Annotated in this window: 14 protein-coding genes; 9 read left to right on the plus strand and 5 right to left on the minus strand. The window is 62.6% G+C overall.

Annotated elements, in window-relative coordinates; translation table 11 throughout:
* The 3 genes from GYH35_RS20405 to GYH35_RS20415 form a co-directional block, all read right to left on the minus strand.
* Positions 1-2,406 (minus strand): glycosyltransferase, encoded by a 2,406-nt coding sequence (locus tag GYH35_RS20405; protein WP_161829341.1) that lies wholly within the window; start codon positions 2,404-2,406, stop codon positions 1-3.
* A gap of 254 nt (positions 2,407-2,660) precedes the next feature.
* The gene (locus GYH35_RS20410; RefSeq protein ID WP_161829342.1) at positions 2,661-3,449 is read right to left on the minus strand and encodes a DNA-3-methyladenine glycosylase family protein; all 789 of its coding nucleotides are present in this window, start codon (positions 3,447-3,449) and stop codon (positions 2,661-2,663) included.
* A gap of 16 nt (positions 3,450-3,465) precedes the next feature.
* Positions 3,466-4,086 carry a DUF502 domain-containing protein gene (locus GYH35_RS20415; RefSeq protein ID WP_161812698.1) on the minus strand — a complete coding sequence of 207 codons (621 nt, stop codon included), beginning with the start codon at positions 4,084-4,086 and terminating at the stop codon, positions 3,466-3,468.
* A gap of 151 nt (positions 4,087-4,237) precedes the next feature.
* On the opposite strand from GYH35_RS20415, the gene dacB reads away from it, so the two are divergent.
* Both dacB and GYH35_RS20425 read left to right on the plus strand, forming a co-directional pair.
* A complete protein-coding gene (dacB, locus tag GYH35_RS20420) occupies positions 4,238-5,665 on the plus strand; it encodes a D-alanyl-D-alanine carboxypeptidase/D-alanyl-D-alanine endopeptidase (protein ID WP_161812697.1) in 1,428 nt (475 codons plus the stop codon).
* Between the two features lie 73 nt (positions 5,666-5,738).
* On the plus strand, positions 5,739-6,326 hold the full coding sequence (locus GYH35_RS20425) for an outer membrane beta-barrel protein (protein ID WP_161812696.1): 588 nt from the start codon (positions 5,739-5,741) through the stop codon (positions 6,324-6,326).
* Positions 6,327-6,408: 82 nt separating this feature from the next.
* Here the strand turns inward: GYH35_RS20425 and amrS are convergent, their stop codons facing one another.
* Positions 6,409-7,503 carry an AmmeMemoRadiSam system radical SAM enzyme gene (amrS, locus tag GYH35_RS20430; protein ID WP_161829343.1) on the minus strand — a complete coding sequence of 365 codons (1,095 nt, stop codon included), beginning with the start codon at positions 7,501-7,503 and terminating at the stop codon, positions 6,409-6,411.
* 72 nt (positions 7,504-7,575) lie between these two features.
* Between amrS and amrB the strand changes: the two genes are divergently transcribed.
* Positions 7,576-8,376 carry an AmmeMemoRadiSam system protein B gene (amrB, locus tag GYH35_RS20435; protein WP_235936820.1) on the plus strand — a complete coding sequence of 267 codons (801 nt, stop codon included), beginning with the start codon at positions 7,576-7,578 and terminating at the stop codon, positions 8,374-8,376.
* A complete protein-coding gene (gene amrA, locus GYH35_RS20440) occupies positions 8,373-8,930 on the plus strand; it encodes an AmmeMemoRadiSam system protein A (RefSeq protein ID WP_161829345.1) in 558 nt (185 codons plus the stop codon). Before amrB ends, amrA begins: the two co-directional genes overlap by 4 nt.
* A 3-nt stretch (positions 8,931-8,933) precedes the next feature.
* Here amrA and treS read toward each other — a convergent pair whose 3' ends face one another.
* A complete protein-coding gene (gene treS / locus GYH35_RS20445; protein WP_161829346.1) occupies positions 8,934-12,203 on the minus strand; it encodes a maltose alpha-D-glucosyltransferase in 3,270 nt (1,089 codons plus the stop codon).
* Between the two features lie 184 nt (positions 12,204-12,387).
* Here treS and GYH35_RS20450 point away from each other — a divergent pair, with 184 nt between their 5' ends.
* From GYH35_RS20450 to GYH35_RS20470, 5 genes are all read left to right on the plus strand, one after another.
* Positions 12,388-14,325 (plus strand): methyl-accepting chemotaxis protein, encoded by a 1,938-nt coding sequence (locus GYH35_RS20450; RefSeq protein ID WP_161829347.1) that lies wholly within the window; start codon positions 12,388-12,390, stop codon positions 14,323-14,325.
* A 110-nt stretch (positions 14,326-14,435) separates the two neighbouring features.
* Positions 14,436-15,029, plus strand: coding sequence for an HD domain-containing protein (locus GYH35_RS20455; RefSeq protein WP_161829348.1), 594 nt, complete (start codon positions 14,436-14,438; stop codon positions 15,027-15,029).
* Between the two features lie 82 nt (positions 15,030-15,111).
* A complete protein-coding gene (locus GYH35_RS20460; protein WP_161812689.1) occupies positions 15,112-15,465 on the plus strand; it encodes a DUF1475 family protein in 354 nt (117 codons plus the stop codon).
* Positions 15,462-16,265: a DUF1295 domain-containing protein gene (locus GYH35_RS20465; RefSeq protein ID WP_161829349.1), complete on the plus strand. Its 804-nt coding sequence runs from the start codon at positions 15,462-15,464 to the stop codon at positions 16,263-16,265. The genes GYH35_RS20460 and GYH35_RS20465 overlap by 4 nt, the downstream gene beginning before the upstream one ends.
* An 84-nt stretch (positions 16,266-16,349) precedes the next feature.
* Positions 16,350-17,423: an SAM-dependent methyltransferase gene (locus tag GYH35_RS20470; protein ID WP_161829350.1), complete on the plus strand. Its 1,074-nt coding sequence runs from the start codon at positions 16,350-16,352 to the stop codon at positions 17,421-17,423.
* Positions 17,424-17,438 lie beyond the last annotated feature (15 nt).

The raw sequence follows: 17,438 nt of genomic DNA on the forward strand, positions 1-17,438 counted from the left end.
TTACTTGCCGCTAGCAGCGCGCTTCGGCTCGACTGCTGGCTGAGGGAGCAGCGCGAGGTCAGCTGCCGGCTCGCCTGCGACCGGAGCAGACTTTGAAATCAGTGTCAGCGCCTCGGCGCCATTGAGCTCAGCGGGCTTGGCAGGTTCGGGCTTCGCGGCGTCCTTCTTTGCCTCGGGCTTGGTGTCCGAGCGCTGCATGGCCTGCCACTCGCCAGTGGCCAGCAAGGTCAGCTCGCCGAACTCCGTCATGCTGCCAGTTGCGATCGGCGCCTCGGCTGCAGGCTGTGGCGAGACAGGCGGGCTGACTGCTTCGATGACGTGCCGCTGAGGTAATAAATCTGCAGGCAGCTCGAGCGACTGCGTCGGAGAACTATCCGGCTTGGCCGCCTCAGAGAGATCCTTGCCGGCCAGCGCGGCGTTGGCCAGATCCTGGGCCAACGTGCCGAGCGGCTGAGTGCTGCCGAGGTCGACCTTTTGCTTGCCGGTCGCCGATGTGACATCCGCGGTCGTCGGCCATTTCAATGCAGCGAGGCCTGCCATCGTGCCTTCGGGCAACGTTTCCAGCGGCTGCGTGGCCTCCGACTTCTGTGCCGCCGGCTCAACCGGCTTCGACGTCTCCACTGCCGCAACGGTCGCGGGCGGCCGCGTAATTGGAGAGGTCGCCGGCGGCCTGGTCACAGGCGACGCCGATTTGTTTGGAGTCGGAGCAATCGGTTGCAGCGCCGCCATGCGCGCCGCTTTCAGAGCAGCTTGTTTCGCCGCATCGGGCTGAGCAGCAGTCGAAGCCGACGACGCAGCGGCAGGCTTCTTCACGCTTGACGGGCCATTCGACGCGCGCGGCGGCGGAGGCGCTTCTGCCGCCAGCATTTCTGGCGAGAGCAACTCTTCCGAATCGTCGGCAACACCGCGCGCCCGCTCGGTCATCGGCGACTCGGAGCCGAGCGCCTTCACCTGCTGCGATTCGAACACCTCGAGCACATCGCCGAGCGACTTGCTCGCCGCGACTTTCGCTTCCACCTCGGCCTCGCGCTTGGCGCGCTCCTGCTCCTGTTCGAGCCGCCACTTGGGCAGCTCATCCGGCTCCCGCTCGGTAACCTTGGTTTCCAGCGAATCCGGATCGGAAAGATCGACCACCGTGATCGGCTTGCGCTTGGCCGCATTCATCTCGGCTTCGGTGGGCAACGCCGGCGGCACCGTGAGCGCCGCATCGATTTCCGGCGCCGGCAGATCCTTCGCGACCAGCGACTGCCGGCCGATCAAATCGTAATAGAGCTGCAGATACTTCTGCAGCGACCGCACGTAAACGTAATGCTCCAGCGCGTGCTTGCGCGCGCCTTGCGCCATGTGAGTTCGTTTCTCCGGCGCGAGCTGCATGACGCGAGTGATGCCTTTGATGAAGGCCGCCGGACTGCCCGGCTCGATCGCCACACCATGCTGGCCGATCAGCTCGCCCTGCGCGCCGATGCCTGTCGCCACCACCGGCACGCCGCACAACATCGCCATTGCGACATTCATCCGCGACTGGTCGTTCACCGAGCTGGAGCAAACGACATCGCAGGCGTTATACAAAGCGTTGATGTCGGAATACTCGCCCAGCAGATGCACGCGAGTCGACAGCGCACCGCCGCCGATCAGCGCCATCAGCGGCCCATTGCCCTTCTGCACGCCATGACCTGCGAGCACCAGAGCGACGTTTGGATTGGTCTTGATCAGCTCGCCGACCGCACGAATCAACGTCGTGTGGTCGTACTCGGCCTGGAACGGAGCGGCCATGCCGACGACGAACGTTTCGCCGGGCAAACTCAGCTCCTCACGCAGCTTGCGTCGAGCAGCGAAGTCCGGCTTGAAGCGCGTGGCATCCACACCCGGCGGAATGGTTTCATGACCGCCGTCGGGGAAGCCGGCGCGGCGATGCTGAGAGGCGCCCGACTCGGACGCGTACACGACGCGGTCGGCGCGCGTAGAAAACTTAGCAGCGTATTTCAGCTTCTGTCGATCGATGAAGCCCGGGTTCTTGGCGAGCGGCGCCGTATCCGACACGCTCCACACCAGGCGCGGCTTCCAATCGCAGCGCTTGCGGAGCAGCGTCGATATCACTTGCGCCGTGTGACCCCAGGCCTGGATCACATCGGGACGGAAGTGACGCGTCGACTGCACCAGCTCCTGGAAAGCTTTCGGCGAGAAACGTTTGCGCGACAGCGCCAGGTCGAACGTGGGCACGCCATTCTGACGCAGCACCGCCGAAGGCACGGCGCCCGGCGACAGGCATGCGACCTGCGCCTTCACCCGCTGACGCGGCAGGCGCGTCAGTAGCGGCATGAAAAGCGATGGCTGCACGGAGCTCGCGACGCCGCCGGCGCTCACGAGATGCAGTACGCGTATTTGTCGAAGATTGGCGTCAGACACGACCAAACCGTCGCTCGGATTCCCGTTACGGAGTGAATGAGCAAATCGTAACAGCAGTCCGATTCAACACGCGCGAGGCAGAGTGTGAAATTGTTAAACCCGCCACAGTTCGTGTGACAGCGCGCGGGTGACAAGAATTGGCAGATAGTAGCCAGTATTTGGCAGGGCGAGAGCCGCATCACAAACACGGCTCCGGATGAGCCGGTTACGGGCGTTTTTACTGCAGGCTTCTGACCGGAATCCCGCCAGCCGGGCTACGGCGGCACGGCCCACAAATAAATCGCCGCGTAGGCTCGCAGCGGCCGCCATGCTTCGGCCAGTTTGAGCAGTTCCGCCGGTGTTTCCACCTTCGCGGCCCGGATCAGACCGATATCCGATGCAGGAAAAGCATCCCGGTCTCTCCCCAAGCGGATTGCCAGATACGCGCGCGTCCACGGACCGAAGCCCGGCAATGTTTGTAATGCCGTGTCCACTTGCGCCCACGGCTGCGAGAAGTCCACTCGCCCATCGACGATGGCCTGCGCGAAGGACTGCAGCGCTGCGGCCCGCTTGCCGGGCATGCCCATGTTGGAAACATCCGCCGCGACCACACACTCCGGCGTCATCGAGCCACATCGTTCCACCAGCCGCCGCATCAGCGTGCCGGCGGCCGCGACCGTCACTTGCTGACCAAGGATGGTTCGTATGCAAAGCTCGAACGGCGACCACGCGCCCAACGGCCGCATGCCAGGCAGATTCGCCAGACGTTGTTTCAGCGGCTTGGAGCGATGCAGACGCTCATGAATCAGCTCATGGTCATGCTCGACATCGAACAACCTCGCCGCGGCCGCCAATGTTTCATCCGCATCGACCCGCCCGTTCGCAGACACGACCAGCCGCGACTGATTGGCGTCGTATTCGACAATGATGGTCCGCTTGCCCATGAGACGCTGATAGCGACCACCCTCGACGGACTCGAAACCGGGCGTGAGACGGTGCGAGTAATAGTCGAGCAACACCTGCCATGGGAACGGCGTGCGGACTTGAATGTCACCAATGTGCATCGGGCGACCGTAGCCGTCAGACCGGCCGGGCTCTATCCGTTTCCTGCGCCGGCTCTTGTTGACTGGTGACGCCGCCGATCAGCACCAGGCGCATCGCTTCTTCCACCGACAGCTCGGTCTCGCGCAGCTCATCCTTGTGCAGGTACAGGGTGTAGCCGCCGATCTGATAACTCATGGGGAAGTACACGGCGACCAGCTCCTCGCCGTTCGCGCCGAACAGCTTCGGGTTCAGCTGTTCCTCGGTAACGAAGCCGATCATCTGGGCGCTGCCGAAGCGCCAGAGCACGACACGCTTCAGGTCGCGCGCCTTGCCGCCGGCGGGCAGGAATCGGCTGAAATCCTTGAACGCGCCGAAGATGGTCTTGACGATGGGGATGCGCGCCAGGATCGATTCGCCGTAGCGGAACAGGCGCTGCACGATATAGGCGTCGACCAGCAGGCCGACGATCAGGATCAACAGGAAGGCGACCAGCAGCCCGAGCCCCGGCCAATAGCGATCTTCGGGCAACCAGGCTTGCAGCGGCCCGCCCAGCACCGACTCGGCGGTCTTCGCCAGCCAGAATACGACATAGACGGTGAGCGCCACCGGCAGCACCGCCGCCAGGCCTTTCAGGAACGTATTCCACAGTCGCCGCATCGTCGATCCGTCAGTCCACCGCCGCAGGAATGCGAAGTATGCGGCGTACCCGTACGGAAGAACATCGCGGAGCCCGAGTTTGCAGCGCCCTACCGGGCACACACTGCTAAAATTCGGCCGCCCGAAATCGCCTGGCCTGACCTCTCGTCGAATGCTCAAACCTTCAATCGCGCTGGTCGCGCTCGTCGCCGTTGCTTTTCACCCGCTCGCGCTGGCGCGCGACTCGCAACTGCCGCCTGCCGTTCTGCGCGTCATGAATCGCGTCGGCATCCCGGCCAAGAACGTCAGCATCTACGTGCGCGACGCCAACACCAACGCGGTGGTGCTCGAGGTGAACGACAACCAGCCCCGCAGCCCGGCCTCGGTCATCAAGGTGCTGACCACGTACGTTGCGCTGGACTCGCTCGGCCCTGGCTACACCTGGAAAACGCGCGCCTATACCACCGGCACCCTGGCGAATGGCGTGCTGAACGGCGACCTGTTCGTGGCCGGCGGCGGCGATCCGTACATGACTTCCGAGCATTGGTGGCGTTTCGTGCAAAGCCTGCGCGAAGCCGGGCTCGCCAAGATCACTGGCGACTTCGTCATCGACCACAGCTACTTCGCGCCGGCCGAAGGCAACCGTGCCGACTTCGATTCGCAACCGTTCCGCAGCTACAACGTGCTGCCGGATGCGCTGATGGTGAATTTCCAAACGTCGCGCTTCACGCTCATCGCCAGCGAGCAGCGCGGCCGGCCGCTGATCCTGGTCAATCCGCTGCCCTACAACCTCGATGTGCAGAATCGGGTCCGGCTGACCGGCGGCAAGTGCTTCACCTCCGGCATCACGTTCACGACGCCCGATCCCATCGACAATCCGAACACCGTGGTCGTCGGCGGAGTGTTGCCCGCATCGTGCGGCAGCTTCTCGATCGGCCGCGCGATCATGACTGCGCCCGACTATGCATACGGCACGTTCCGCACCTTGTGGAATCAATCCGGCGGCGCGATGGACGGCGGGATGCGGCTGGAAACATTGCCCGCCAATGCCAAGCCGCTGCATGAGCACGACTCGATGTCGCTCGCCGAAGTCATCCGGCTGGTGAACAAATATTCCAACAACGTCATGGCGCGTCATCTGATGCTGACGCTCGGCGCGGAGAAATACGGTCCGCCGGCGACGGTGGAAAGGGGCCGCGACGCGATCCGCCTGTGGCTGCAGAACCGTGGCATCGCGATGCCGGGGTTCGTGATCGACAACGGTTCAGGTTTGTCGCGCGCCGAGCGAGTGACTGCGCGCGGTCTCGGCGAAATGCTGGACATGGCATGGCACAGCCCGTTCATGCCTGAATTCGCAGCCTCGCTGCCGCTGTCCGCGACGGATGGAACCTTGCGCAATCGTTTCAATTCGCCGGGCATGCAGGGACGCATCCGTTTGAAGACCGGCCATCTCGACAATGTCAGCGCGCTCGCCGGTTTCGTGAACGCCGCTTCCGGAAAAACTTACGTCGTCGTGATCATCGTGAACTCGCCCGGCGCTCAAGGCGGCTCCGGCGAAGCCGTTCATGCAGAATTGATACGCTGGGTGTTTGGACAGTAGCGCGCACGCATCATGGAACCGCCGCTGCAAACAAACGTTTTGCACACGCTAGTTGCGAAAAAGGAGTGTGTGCATGAATCGCCTAATTATCGCGGCGACCCTGTTTGCATTGGGCTCGGGTGCGGCGTACGCGCAGTCGCCCGATAACGACGAAGGTTTGTATCTCGGCGGCGGCGTTGGCCAATTCAATATCGAGATCGACGGTCTCGACGGCGTCGATGAAGCCCTGAGCAGTCTGGATGACAACGACACCGCATGGCAGGCGTTCGTCGGCTGGCGCTTGAATCCGTATATTTCGCTGCAGGCGGCATATATCGATTTCGGCGGACCCGAAGACGAATTCGACACCAGCACAGGCGACCACGGCAGGTTCAGAGCAGAGCTGTCGGGCTTCGCTCCCGCCATCATCGGCACGTTGCCATTGGGACCCGTGGAGTTATCGGCCAAGCTGGGATACTACTTCTACGACCTGGAGCTCACCGGCGATATCGATGAGTTCGATTTCGACTCCGACGATAGCGGCGAAGACGTGATGTACGGCGTCGGCGTCGGCATGACGTTCTTCGAACGGCTGCATGCCAAGCTCGAGTACGAGAAGATCGATCTGGAAGACGTGGACGATGCGAATGCGTTCTGGCTGACGGGACAGTGGCGGTTTTAAGGGAAGGTCTAGAGCGACCGGAGCACCAGAACCATGGGAAGCCCGCCGGTGATGACTCACCGGCGGGTTTTTTATTTCCGTGTCAGCGCGCCATCGCGGCCAGGCGCACCGGCATGCGCTTCGCGCCCCAGTTCCCTGCCGCGCCATCGAACACGCCGGGCAGCCGCGTGCCACAGTGCAAACATTTGCCCGCTGCATCCAGCTGCCATTCGCCCAGTTCATACCAGTCGCGCTCGATCACACGTTTGCCGCAGCCGACGCAATAGGTGCTCGACCCGGCCGAATCATGCACGTTGCCGGTGTAGACATAGTGCAATCCATTCGCGCGCGCGATGTTTCTTGCACGGGTCAAGGTTGCGGGCGGTGTATGCGCCTTGTCCATCATCTTCCAATCGGGGTGGAACGCGGTGAAGTGCAACGGCACGTCGGGGCCCAGCTTGTCCATGATCCAGCGGGTCATCTGATCCAGCTCGGCGTCCGAATCGTTCTCGTCGGGAATCAGCAGCGTGGTGATTTCGAACCACACTGACGTTTCGCGCTTCAGATACTCGAGCGTTTCCAGCACGGCGCCCAGCTCGGCGCCACAGATTTTTTTGTAAAAGCGCTCGGTGAATCCTTTGAGATCGACGTTGGCCGCATCCATGTGCTTGTAGAACTCGACACGCGGCGCCGCATTGATGTAGCCAGCGGTGACCGCGACGCTCTTCACGCCGGCCTCTCGGCAAGCATCGGCCACATCCATCGCATACTCCATGAACACGACCGGATCGTTATAGGTGAACGCGACGCTGGCGCACTTCAACCGTTGCGCGGCGGCGGCCAGCATCTCGGGCGTGGCTCGATCGGCGAGCGTATCCATCTCGCGCGATTTGCTCATATCCCAGTTCTGACAGAACTTGCACGCCAGGTTGCAGCCGGCGGTGCCGAAAGAGAGCACCGACGTGCCGGGCAGGAAATGATTCAGCGGTTTCTTTTCGATGGGATCGACACAGAAGCCGCTGGAGCGGCCGTAAGTGAACAGCTTCACTTCGCCCGCCTCGACACCGCGGACGAAACACAGCCCGCGCTGCCCCTCGTGCATGCGGCATTCACGTGGACACACGTCGCACTGGACGCGGCCGTCATCTAAAGCATGCCAATGTGTAGTTGGCCATTGCGCAGTGGAGTAGTCTTTCATCGCTGTCGGGACCGGCGTATACGTCTGGTTCGTTCAGTCATCATGCGCCCTTCGGAACACCTGGGAAACGCGGTGAGCACGAGAATTCGACCTCCCGCCGTGGCCGGCCTGTTTTATCCAGGCGATGCGGCCGAGCTGCGCGATGCGGTATCGGAGTATTTATCACAGGCGCCGACCGTCGCCGGTCCGGTACCCAAAGCTCTGATCGTGCCGCATGCGGGCTATATCTATTCCGGCCCCATCGCCGGAGCCGCGTACTCACAGGTCGTACATCGGCGTAAGCAAATTCGTCGCATCGTGCTCATCGGCCCCAGCCATCGCGTCTACCTGCGCGGTATGGCCGTGCCGTCGGCCGAGGGCTTTCAATCGCCGCTAGGTATGGTGCCGGTGGATCGCGAACTCAAGGCGCGTGTGCTCGAACATGAACAGGTCGTCGAATCCGATGCGCCGCACGCGAACGAGCACAGCCTGGAAGTTCAGCTGCCGTTCCTGCAGGCGGTGTTCGACGATTTCACGCTGCTGCCCGTCGCGTTGGGCTCCGCCTCACCGCCGGCCGTGGCGGCCGTCCTCGCCGATGTTTGGGGCGACGAAGAAACATTGGTGCTGGTCAGCTCCGACCTCAGCCATTACTTGCCTTACGACGAAGCTCGCGCGGTGGATGACGAAACCATCACGGCGATCTTGCGCAACGATGCAACGCTCACGGGCGAGCAAGCCTGCGGTTGCATAGGGATCAACGGACTGACGTTTCTCGCCCGACAGCGTAGCGCGCGCATCGAGGAGATCGCCCGCTGCAATTCCGGCGACACCGCGGGCGATCGCAAACGAGTCGTGGGCTACGGAGCGTTCGCGCTACACGAGTCTGCTCGATGACACTGAGCCCCGCACAACGTTCCGAGCTGCTGTCGCTGGCACGAACGTCGATCGAGGCATCGCTGCCCACGGGCGAGCGGGCGCCCTATGATCAGCCGCCGCTGCATACGGATTTGCTTCGTCCCGGCGCGTCGTTTGTCACATTGCGCGTCGGTGAGGATCTGCGCGGCTGTTGCGGGACTATCGAAGCGACGCGTCCGTTGCACGTCGATGTCTGGAACAACGCATATGCCTCCGCGTTCGCCGATCCGCGATTCCCGGCGCTCACAGCGCAGGAATGGACCAGCACGGGCATCGAGATTTCGGTGCTGACCGAGCCCGAACGCTGTGAAGTGCGCAGCGAGGCGGAGCTGTTGGAAGTCCTGCGTCCTGGACTGGACGGCGTGATTCTTCAGGCAGGCGCGAGGCGCACCACGTTTCTGCCGGCGGTGTGGGAGCAGTTGCCCGATTCCCGGCAGTTCGTTCGTCATCTGAAACTGAAAGCCGGCTGGCCAGCGGATTACTGGCCGTCCGACATGCAGGTGTGGCTCTACACCACCGAAAGCTTCGGTTAGCGCCTATTCGAGTGCCCCATTCAATTGTTCATGCAGGGCATCGATAGCCGCGGACAGCATTTCGGGACGACGCTCGAGCTCATGCCGTAGCGCGTGCACGGTACGGATGACCATGAACAACTTCAACAGCCGCTGCGTACCGGCTTCGGTCGAGGGGAGGATGCCGGACTCGATCACGCCACGCCGATAGCCTTGCATGAAGGCGCGAGTCGTCAGGAGCTGCCATTGCGCGAGCTCAGGCTCCAACCGTTCGCGCAGCTCCGGCCGATGCGCGATCGCGTGATCCAAAGCAACGGTCCGGGCGTACTGGAACGACACCAGCACACTCGCCACGTCATGCAGCGGCGAGTCTTTCTGGCGCCGTTCTTCCAATGACAACATGGTGTCGCCTTCGAAGCCGGTGAGCAGGAAATCGTCCGCTGCGAGCATCACCTTGGCCAGATGCAAGTTGCCATGGATCCGAGTCCGCAGACCGTCGATGGGCGCGGCGGTCAGCTCGCGGATGTGAGCAAACAAGCGCTCGCGTGCGTGGACCAGTTGTTCCGCACGGGCGCGCGCGCCTTCGGAAAGCGTTGGCAACCGCCGATGGAGCGCATTGAGCGCAGCCTCGGTATCGAACTGCACGGCGCTGTACCAGCGCGACAGATCCTGCGAGCGGATCGGTTCCGGTGCGAACGTCACATCCTCCGAGCGCGCCAGAATCGCATGCATCTCACCGATGCGCCGGCCCAGCGTCTGCATCTGCGTCGTGAACAGGGCGTGCGGCGCTTCCGGCGCGCTCGAATCCTGCGACGAGATCAAACTGACGTGCCGCTCGAGATGGTTGAGCGTGTAATTCCACACATCGCCCTGGTTGCGCACATAAGAGAACAGCGATACCAGCAGCGTGGGCGTCTGATCCTCCCACACGATGTGACCGAGCATCGGCGCGACGGACTTGAAACCCGCATCGGTCAGCAGCCGCGACATCTCGAAATCGGGATTCGGTCCGGGCTCGGCGCTGCGATAGGCCTTCATGAACAGCGCTTCGTCGATGACGATGTTGGTATTGGTCGGCTCGGTGCCGACGTGGCGGACATTCTGCAGGTCCGGCTCGGGCAGCGTCGGCAACGGCCCGCGGGCTTCGAAGCGCAGCTCGCCGCCGGCGAACGGAATGGACTCGCCTTGCGCCATGTATTGGATCAGACCGAGACAGAAGATCGGATCGGCGAACGCGTCGATCATCACGCCGGCGCGCGCGTGTTGGCGAACTTTGGCCAGCGTCCACTCCGCGGTCTTGAGCACAGCGTCGACGCCATCCTCCCAACCGATCGTGAGCGGCATGATGTAGCGGCGCCGCCCGATCACGCCGTCGACATCGACAAAGCTGATCAAGTACACGCGCTGCTCGTATCGCCACAACGCGCGCGGCCCGAGATGGACCGATGCGATCTCACTGCGATGATGCGAGAACCAGCCGCGCGCAGCGATGAACTCCGGCAGCACTTCGCTTTCCAGCTGCTGCAGCGTGCGACGCATGAGTCCGCCACTGGCGGACTGGGTCACTTCCGCAAGGAACGTGGCCAATCCCTCCGTCAACACGAGCACAGGCAGTTCGGTCGCAGGCAGACGCTCGACATGCCAGCTCGGCGGCGGCGCCGAATCGCTCAGCTGTAGCCAGAAGAACCCGTGCGCCGGCAGCGTGAGGAAATAAGGCAGGTCGCCGATCGGCGGGAACGCATTCCGACCGAGCATCTCCACCGGCACGCGACCTTTGTATTTCGACAGGTCCAGCTCCACCGCCTGCGCCGTCTGCGACAGGTTCGCGACGCACAGAATCATTTCATGGCCGCAGCTGCGCACGTACGCGATGATCTTGCGATTCTGCGGCCGCACGAATTCCAGCGAGCCCCGGCCAAAACATTGGAACTGCCGCCGCACGGCCAGCATGCGCCGGGTCCAGTTCAACAGCGACGATGGATCGCGGCTCTGCGCTTCCACGTTCACTGCCTGGTAACCATAGATCGGATCCATGATCACCGGCAGATAGAGTCGCTGCGGGTCGGCGCGCGAAAAGCCGGCGTTGCGGTCGATGCTCCATTGCATGGGCGTGCGCACACCGTTGCGATCGCCGATGTAGATGTTGTCGCCCATGCCGATCTCGTCGCCGTAATAGATGATCGGCGAGCCCGGCATGGACAGCAGCAGGCTGTTCATGAGCTTGATGCGATCGACATCGTTGCCGAGCAGAGTGGCGAGACGGCGGCGAATGCCGACGTTCACACGCATGCGCGGCTCGTTCGCGTACATCTTGTACATGTAGTCGCGCTCGCGATCGGTGACCATCTCCAGGGTCAGCTCATCGTGATTGCGCAGGAAGATGGCCCACTGACAGTTGTCCGGGATGTCCGGCGTCTGGCGGATGATCTCGGCGATCGGATAGCGATCCTCGAGCGCCACCGCCATGAAGATGCGCGGCATGAGCGGGAAGTTGTATGCCACGTGGCATTCGTCGCCGTCGCCGAAGTATTCGCGCACATCCTCCGGCCATTGATTGGCCTCGGCCAGGAACATGCGGCCGGTGTAGCTCTCGTCCATCGCGGCCCGCATGCGCTTCAACACCGCGTGCGTCTCGGGCAGGTTCTCGTTGTTGGTGCCTTCGCGCACGCACAGGTAGGGAATCGCGTCGAGCCGCATGCCGTCGACGCCCATGTCCATCCAGAAGCGCATGACCCGGATCACCGCCTCGACCACTTCGGGATTGTTGTGGTTCAAGTCGGGCTGATGGGAGAAGAAGCGGTGCCAGTAGTACTGGCGCGCCACCGGGTCCCAGGCCCAGTTCGACGATTCGGTATCGGTGAAGATGATGCGGGTGCCGGCGAGCTTCTTGTCGTCGTCGCTCCATACGTAGAACTCGCGCTCGCGCGATCCCGGCGCCGCAAGCCGGGCCGCCTGAAACCACGGGTGCTGGTCGGACGTGTGATTGATGACCAGCTCGGTGATGACCTTCAGGTCGCGACGGTGCGCTTCCTGGATGAACTGGCGGAAGTCCTCGAGCGTGCCGTAATCGGGATGGACGTTGGTGTAGTCGGCGATGTCATAGCCGTCGTCGCGCAATGGCGACGGATAGAACGGCAACAGCCAGATGGTGTTGACGCCCAGCTCCTGGATGTAGTCGAGCTTCTGCGCCAGGCCGGCGAAATCGCCGATGCCGTCGCCATTGGCGTCCTGGAACGCCTTGACGTGCATCTGGTAGATGATCGCGTCCTTGTACCAAAGCGGGTCGTCGCTCATATCTTGCAGATTTCAGTTGATTCGACTCAAACGCACCGGGCGGGTTGTCGGGTTCCGTCTGACGTGCGGGTGAACAGGATCACAAAGCCGGCCAGCCAGCCTCAAGATCGCCCCGCTCCCGCCGATTCCAGCCATGGGCGAGCTTCGCCCGAATCAAGCTCGCCGCGAACTAAGAAAAGCACGTATGCCGAGTACATTGGACCGTCTTCTCGCGCCCGGCATCCGGCTGATGCAGGTGGCTCGCCTGCCCGTCAAGTTCGCCATCATCAGCGCCGCGTTCATGGTGCCGCTGTGCGTCGCGGTTTACGGCGTGGTCAGCTATTCCAAGAGCAACATCGAGTTCGCACAGCAGGAGCAGCTGGGCAGCGCTTTTCTGCCTTCCATGAACAAGTTCATGGCCTCGCTTTCCGCCCGTCGCGCCGGTGGCGGCAGCAGCGCCGGCGCCGACGCGCTCGAGCAGGCGCGCGCCTTGAACGTTTCGCAAGACAACGTCTTGGACATCGACCAGGACCTGCTGAGCCTGCAGGCCAGCTGGAAGGGCGAGAATGTCGAAGCCGTCGCCGAGCAGGCGCTCACCCTGTACGGATTGATCAGCGACAACTCCAAGCTGACGCTCGATCCGGACCTGGATTCGTATTACGCCATGGCCATCGTCATGGACTATGCGCCGAAGCTGGCGGAAACCGCCGCCCGCCTCGACGCCATGGCGCTCAAGATCAAAGCGGCGGGCGCCGTCTCCAGCGATGACGATGTGGCAATTCAGTTCATCGCCGCGCGCGCTTCGACTTATCGCGATTCGCTGGCGCTGGCTATCGAGCGTGCGACCGGCGCAAATCCGTCGCTGAAGTCGAAGCTCGACGGCCGCAAGCTCGAACAGGCGTACGCCGAGTTCAAGTCGCACGCCGACACGCTACGCAAAGGCGACCTGAGCGCGGCGCAGGCTGGCGTCGGCAATGCGCTCAGTGAAGAAACATTGGCAGTGTCGACTGCGACTGCCGCTGTCTTGGATGAGTTGCTCGCGATCCGCATCGACGGCTTCGAGCAGCGTCGCAACGTGCTGCTGGTGATTACCTTGATCGGCCTGTCGCTGGCCGTGTACCTGATCTCGAGTTTCTACTGGTCCAACCTGCGCGGCTTCGAAGCGCTGATGACCCGGATGCGCAAGCTCGCGCAGGGCGACCTGACGACGACCTATCCGGCGCGCGGCACTGACGAGATCGCGCAGCTGCTCAACGCCTTCAACGGCAGTCGCGAGCAATTGCAGACCCTGGTGCTGCGAATTCGCGAAGTCACCAGCGAGATCGACACCGCCGGCCAGCAGATCGCCAGCTCCAACGACGAGCTCGCGCAGCGCGAAGCTTCCCAATCGTCGGCTGTGCGCATCACTGCCGAGCGCGCCCAGCACGTTCAGGGCAACGTTCAGCGCAACCTCGACAACGCCTTGCACGGCGAGCGCGTGTCCAACGACGCACGCGGCGTCGCGTCTCGCGGCAATCAAGCGGTCGGCCAGGTGGTGCAGACCATGCAGGCCATCACCAGCTCGTCGAAAAAGATCGGCGACATCATCGGCGTGATCGATGACATCGCGTTCCAAACCAATCTGCTCGCACTGAACGCGGCGGTGGAAGCTGCTCGTGCCGGCGAGCAAGGTCGCGGCTTTGCCGTGGTGGCAAGTGAAGTTCGCAGCCTGGCGCAGCGTTCGGCCACGGCCGCGAACGAGATCAAGAAATTGATCGGCGCGTCGCTCGAAGACGTGCAGAAGGGCGCCGCGCTAGTCAATGGCGCCGGCGACACGATGAAAGAAATCCTCGCGTCGGTGGAGAGCGTGTCGCACATCATGCAGGAGATCGCGACCGCCAGCCGCACACAAAGCGATGACATCGCACAGTTGCATCGGTCCATCGATCGCATCGACGGCGACACTCAGCAGAACGCCGCCCGTGTCGAAGAAACCGCCGCTATTGCTCAGTCGCTGCGCAGCCAGGTGGAAACATTGCTGGATGCGGTGGGCATGTTCACGCTGAGCAAGGATGTCGCCCGCCAAAGCACCGCGGCCGCTCCGCACCCGGTCGTCGCTGCGAGCACGGAATCGGAAGAAGAATCGCTGCGCTCCGCGGCTTAAATCTGCACAGCGGAGCAAAGAGCGGCAAATCACCCGGCGCGAATTGACAGCATCGCACCCCTCGCCGCATATGGTCGTTCTCTGAACCAGGTTCATTGCGGGGGACCGACATGGCGGACGGCGACCAGCCGCGCGCGACCTTTCACACCATGGTAGAGGGCACGCAGGAAGATTGGTCCCGCATCAACCGGGCCATGAAGCCTTTCATCCAGGCCCTGCCCGATCGAGTGCTCGCCCATCTAAAATTGCTAGCTGGAGACTTCGGCGGCTTCGCCGTCGATCGCCTCGAACATTGCTTGCAGACCGCGACCCGCGCGCATCGTGACGGGCGCGATGAAGAGTATGTCGTGTGCGCGCTGTTACACGACATCGGCGACACGCTCGGCCCTCGCAATCACGCCGAAGTCGCGGCCGCCATCCTCAAGCCATTCGTCTCCGAGCAGAACTTCTGGATGGTAGAGAAGCACGCAATTTTTCAGGGCTATTACTTCTTCCATTACCTGGGGCTGGATCGGAACCTGAGGGATCAGTTCCGGCAGCATCCCTGGTACGACTACACCGAGGAATTCTGTCGCCTTTACGACGGCCCGGCGTTCGATCCCGCCTATTCGAGCCTGCCGCTGGAAGCCTTCGAACCCATGGTCCGGCGAGTCTTCGCCAACGTCCGCAACTCCATCTACGTGCCCGGGAAACCGGCCACCTGAGGATGCATCCAAGCATGCCTGCGGTTGCGAATACCTCAGGCAAATAAAGGGCGAGTCGCCAGCTTCCGCCCGCGAGGATTGCATGACCAACCGAGCCCTGCTGCAGATCCTGTTTGCGGCCATCCTGCTGTCTCTGCTCGCCTACACCGTGTGGGCCAGCAATCAACAGCCTGTCTGGCAATGGCAGGGCTGGCGCGGGCCGGACCGCCATTGGACCATCGCGACGCTCATCGACGCGTATTACGGCTTCCTCACTTTCTTCGTCTGGGTGTGCTTCAAGGAACGCGGGTGGTTGTCCCGCGTATTGTGGTTCGTGGCCATCATGGCCTTGGGCAACATGGCAATGGCGAGTTACGTGCTCTGGCAATTGCAGAAGCTGCCACCTGGCGCACCGGCCAGTGACATCCTGACTGCTCGCAGCGAGCCGACGAGATGAACGCGCTGCTGCTCGTGGCGCTCGGCGCGCTGCTGGTCTTCCTGATCATGACGGCGTTGTGGCTGCTGGGCATTCGCAACCGGAACTTCAGCTACGTCGACATCGGCTGGTCGGGCAATTTCGCGCTGCTCGCACTGCTGTACGCGGCGCTCGCACCGGGTTGGGACACGCGCAAATGGGTCATCGCCGCGATGTATGCGCTGTGGTCGATTCGGCTCGCGGGTCATCTGGCCAAACGCATCGTCGGGGAGCCCGAGGAGGGCCGTTACGTCGAGCTGCGGCAGCGCTGGGCGGCCAATCTCAACGCGAAGTTCTTCGGCTTTTTTCAGCTGCAGGCAGTACTGAACGTGATCCTCGCCCTGCCGCTGCTGATCGCCTGTCTGAATCCCGAGCCGAGCCTGCACGTGCTCGAAGCCGCCGGTGTCGCGATCTGGCTGGTGGGCCTGATCGGCGAAAGCATCGCGGACGGCCAGCTCGCCGCGTTCAAGCGCGATGCATCCAACCACGGTCGTGTCTGCGATGTAGGGCTGTGGCGCTACTCGCGTCACCCGAATTATTTCTTCGAGTGGACGATCTGGATCGGCTATGCCGTGTTCGCACTGGCCTCGCCGTGGGGCTGGCTGGCGCTGGCGATGCCGGCGTTGATGCTGCATTTCCTGATCAACGTGACCGGCGTCAGAGCGACCGAGGAGCAGGCGCTGCGCTCCAAGGGCGAGCGCTATCGTGAATATCAGCAGCGCACGTCGATGTTTGTTCCGCTACCTGCTTCGCGGAAGAAGCAGCAAAGGAATATCGATTAACGGTGGTTTGCTGGAACTGATGCGGCCACTGTAGACAACATTCATACGCATACCACTGAGCTATCAACAGCTACCGAGTTTCCCATGACAGCAACCGTTATCACTCCGCGTCCCGCCGATCCGGCGGTCTCACTGCCCTTCCGCCTCCTTGCGCGCAATCTGCTGCCCGATTCGATCGTGCGCCATGGCATTCGCAGGTTGCTCGCCGAGCGGCTGCGTGAAGAGAAGCGCACCAGTGAAGAGGCGCAGCAGCGTCATCTGATGCGTTTCATCGCGCAGCTCAAGGCCAGCCCGATCGCGATCAACACGCGCGAAGCCAACGAGCAGCACTACGAGCTGCCGTGCGAGTTCTTCGAGATGGTGATGGGCAAGCACATGAAATATTCGTCCTGCTACTTCCAGCCGGGCGTCTCTTCGCTGGACGAGGCCGAGGCGGAAATGCTGGCGCTCACGTGCCGTCGCGCGCGCATCGCCGATGGCGAGGAAATCCTCGAGCTGGGCTGCGGCTGGGGCTCGCTCACGTTATGGATGGCCGAACGCTATCCGAATGCTCGCATCACCGGCGTGTCGAACTCACGCACTCAGAAACAGTTCATCGAAGCTCGCGCTGCGAGCCGTGGCCTGAAGAACATCCAGATCGTCACCTGTGACATGAACGATCTAGCGCTGGATCACGAGCGCTTCGACCGCGTCGTGTCGGTCGAGATGTTCGAGCACATGCGCAATTACGAACAGCTGCTGGCGCGCATCGGCTCGTGGTTGAAGCCGGCGGGCACGTTGTTCGTACACATTTTCACTCATCGCGATTACGCCTATCCGTTCGACGTGCGCGACGAGAACGACTGGATGGCCCGCTATTTCTTTACCGGCGGCATCATGCCCAGCGATCACCTGCTGAGCTATTTCCAGCGCGACCTGCGGCTGTCGGACCATTGGCGCGTTGACGGAATCCATTACAGCCGCACGGCCGAGTGCTGGCTGCAGAACATGGATGCCAATCGCGCGCGCATCGAGCCGATCCTGTCGGCCACGTACGGCGCGGAAAACATGCGGCGTTGGTGGGTGTATTGGCGTGTGTTTTTCATGGCCTGCGCCGAACTGTGGGGCTATCGCGGCGGCAGCGAATGGTTCGTTTCGCATTACCTGTTTACCAAGTAGCCCCGACGTCGTAGC

The sequence above is a fragment of the Steroidobacter agaridevorans genome (assembly GCF_009932555.1).
In the GTDB taxonomy this organism is placed as follows: Bacteria; Pseudomonadota; Gammaproteobacteria; order Steroidobacterales; family Steroidobacteraceae; genus Steroidobacter; species Steroidobacter agaridevorans.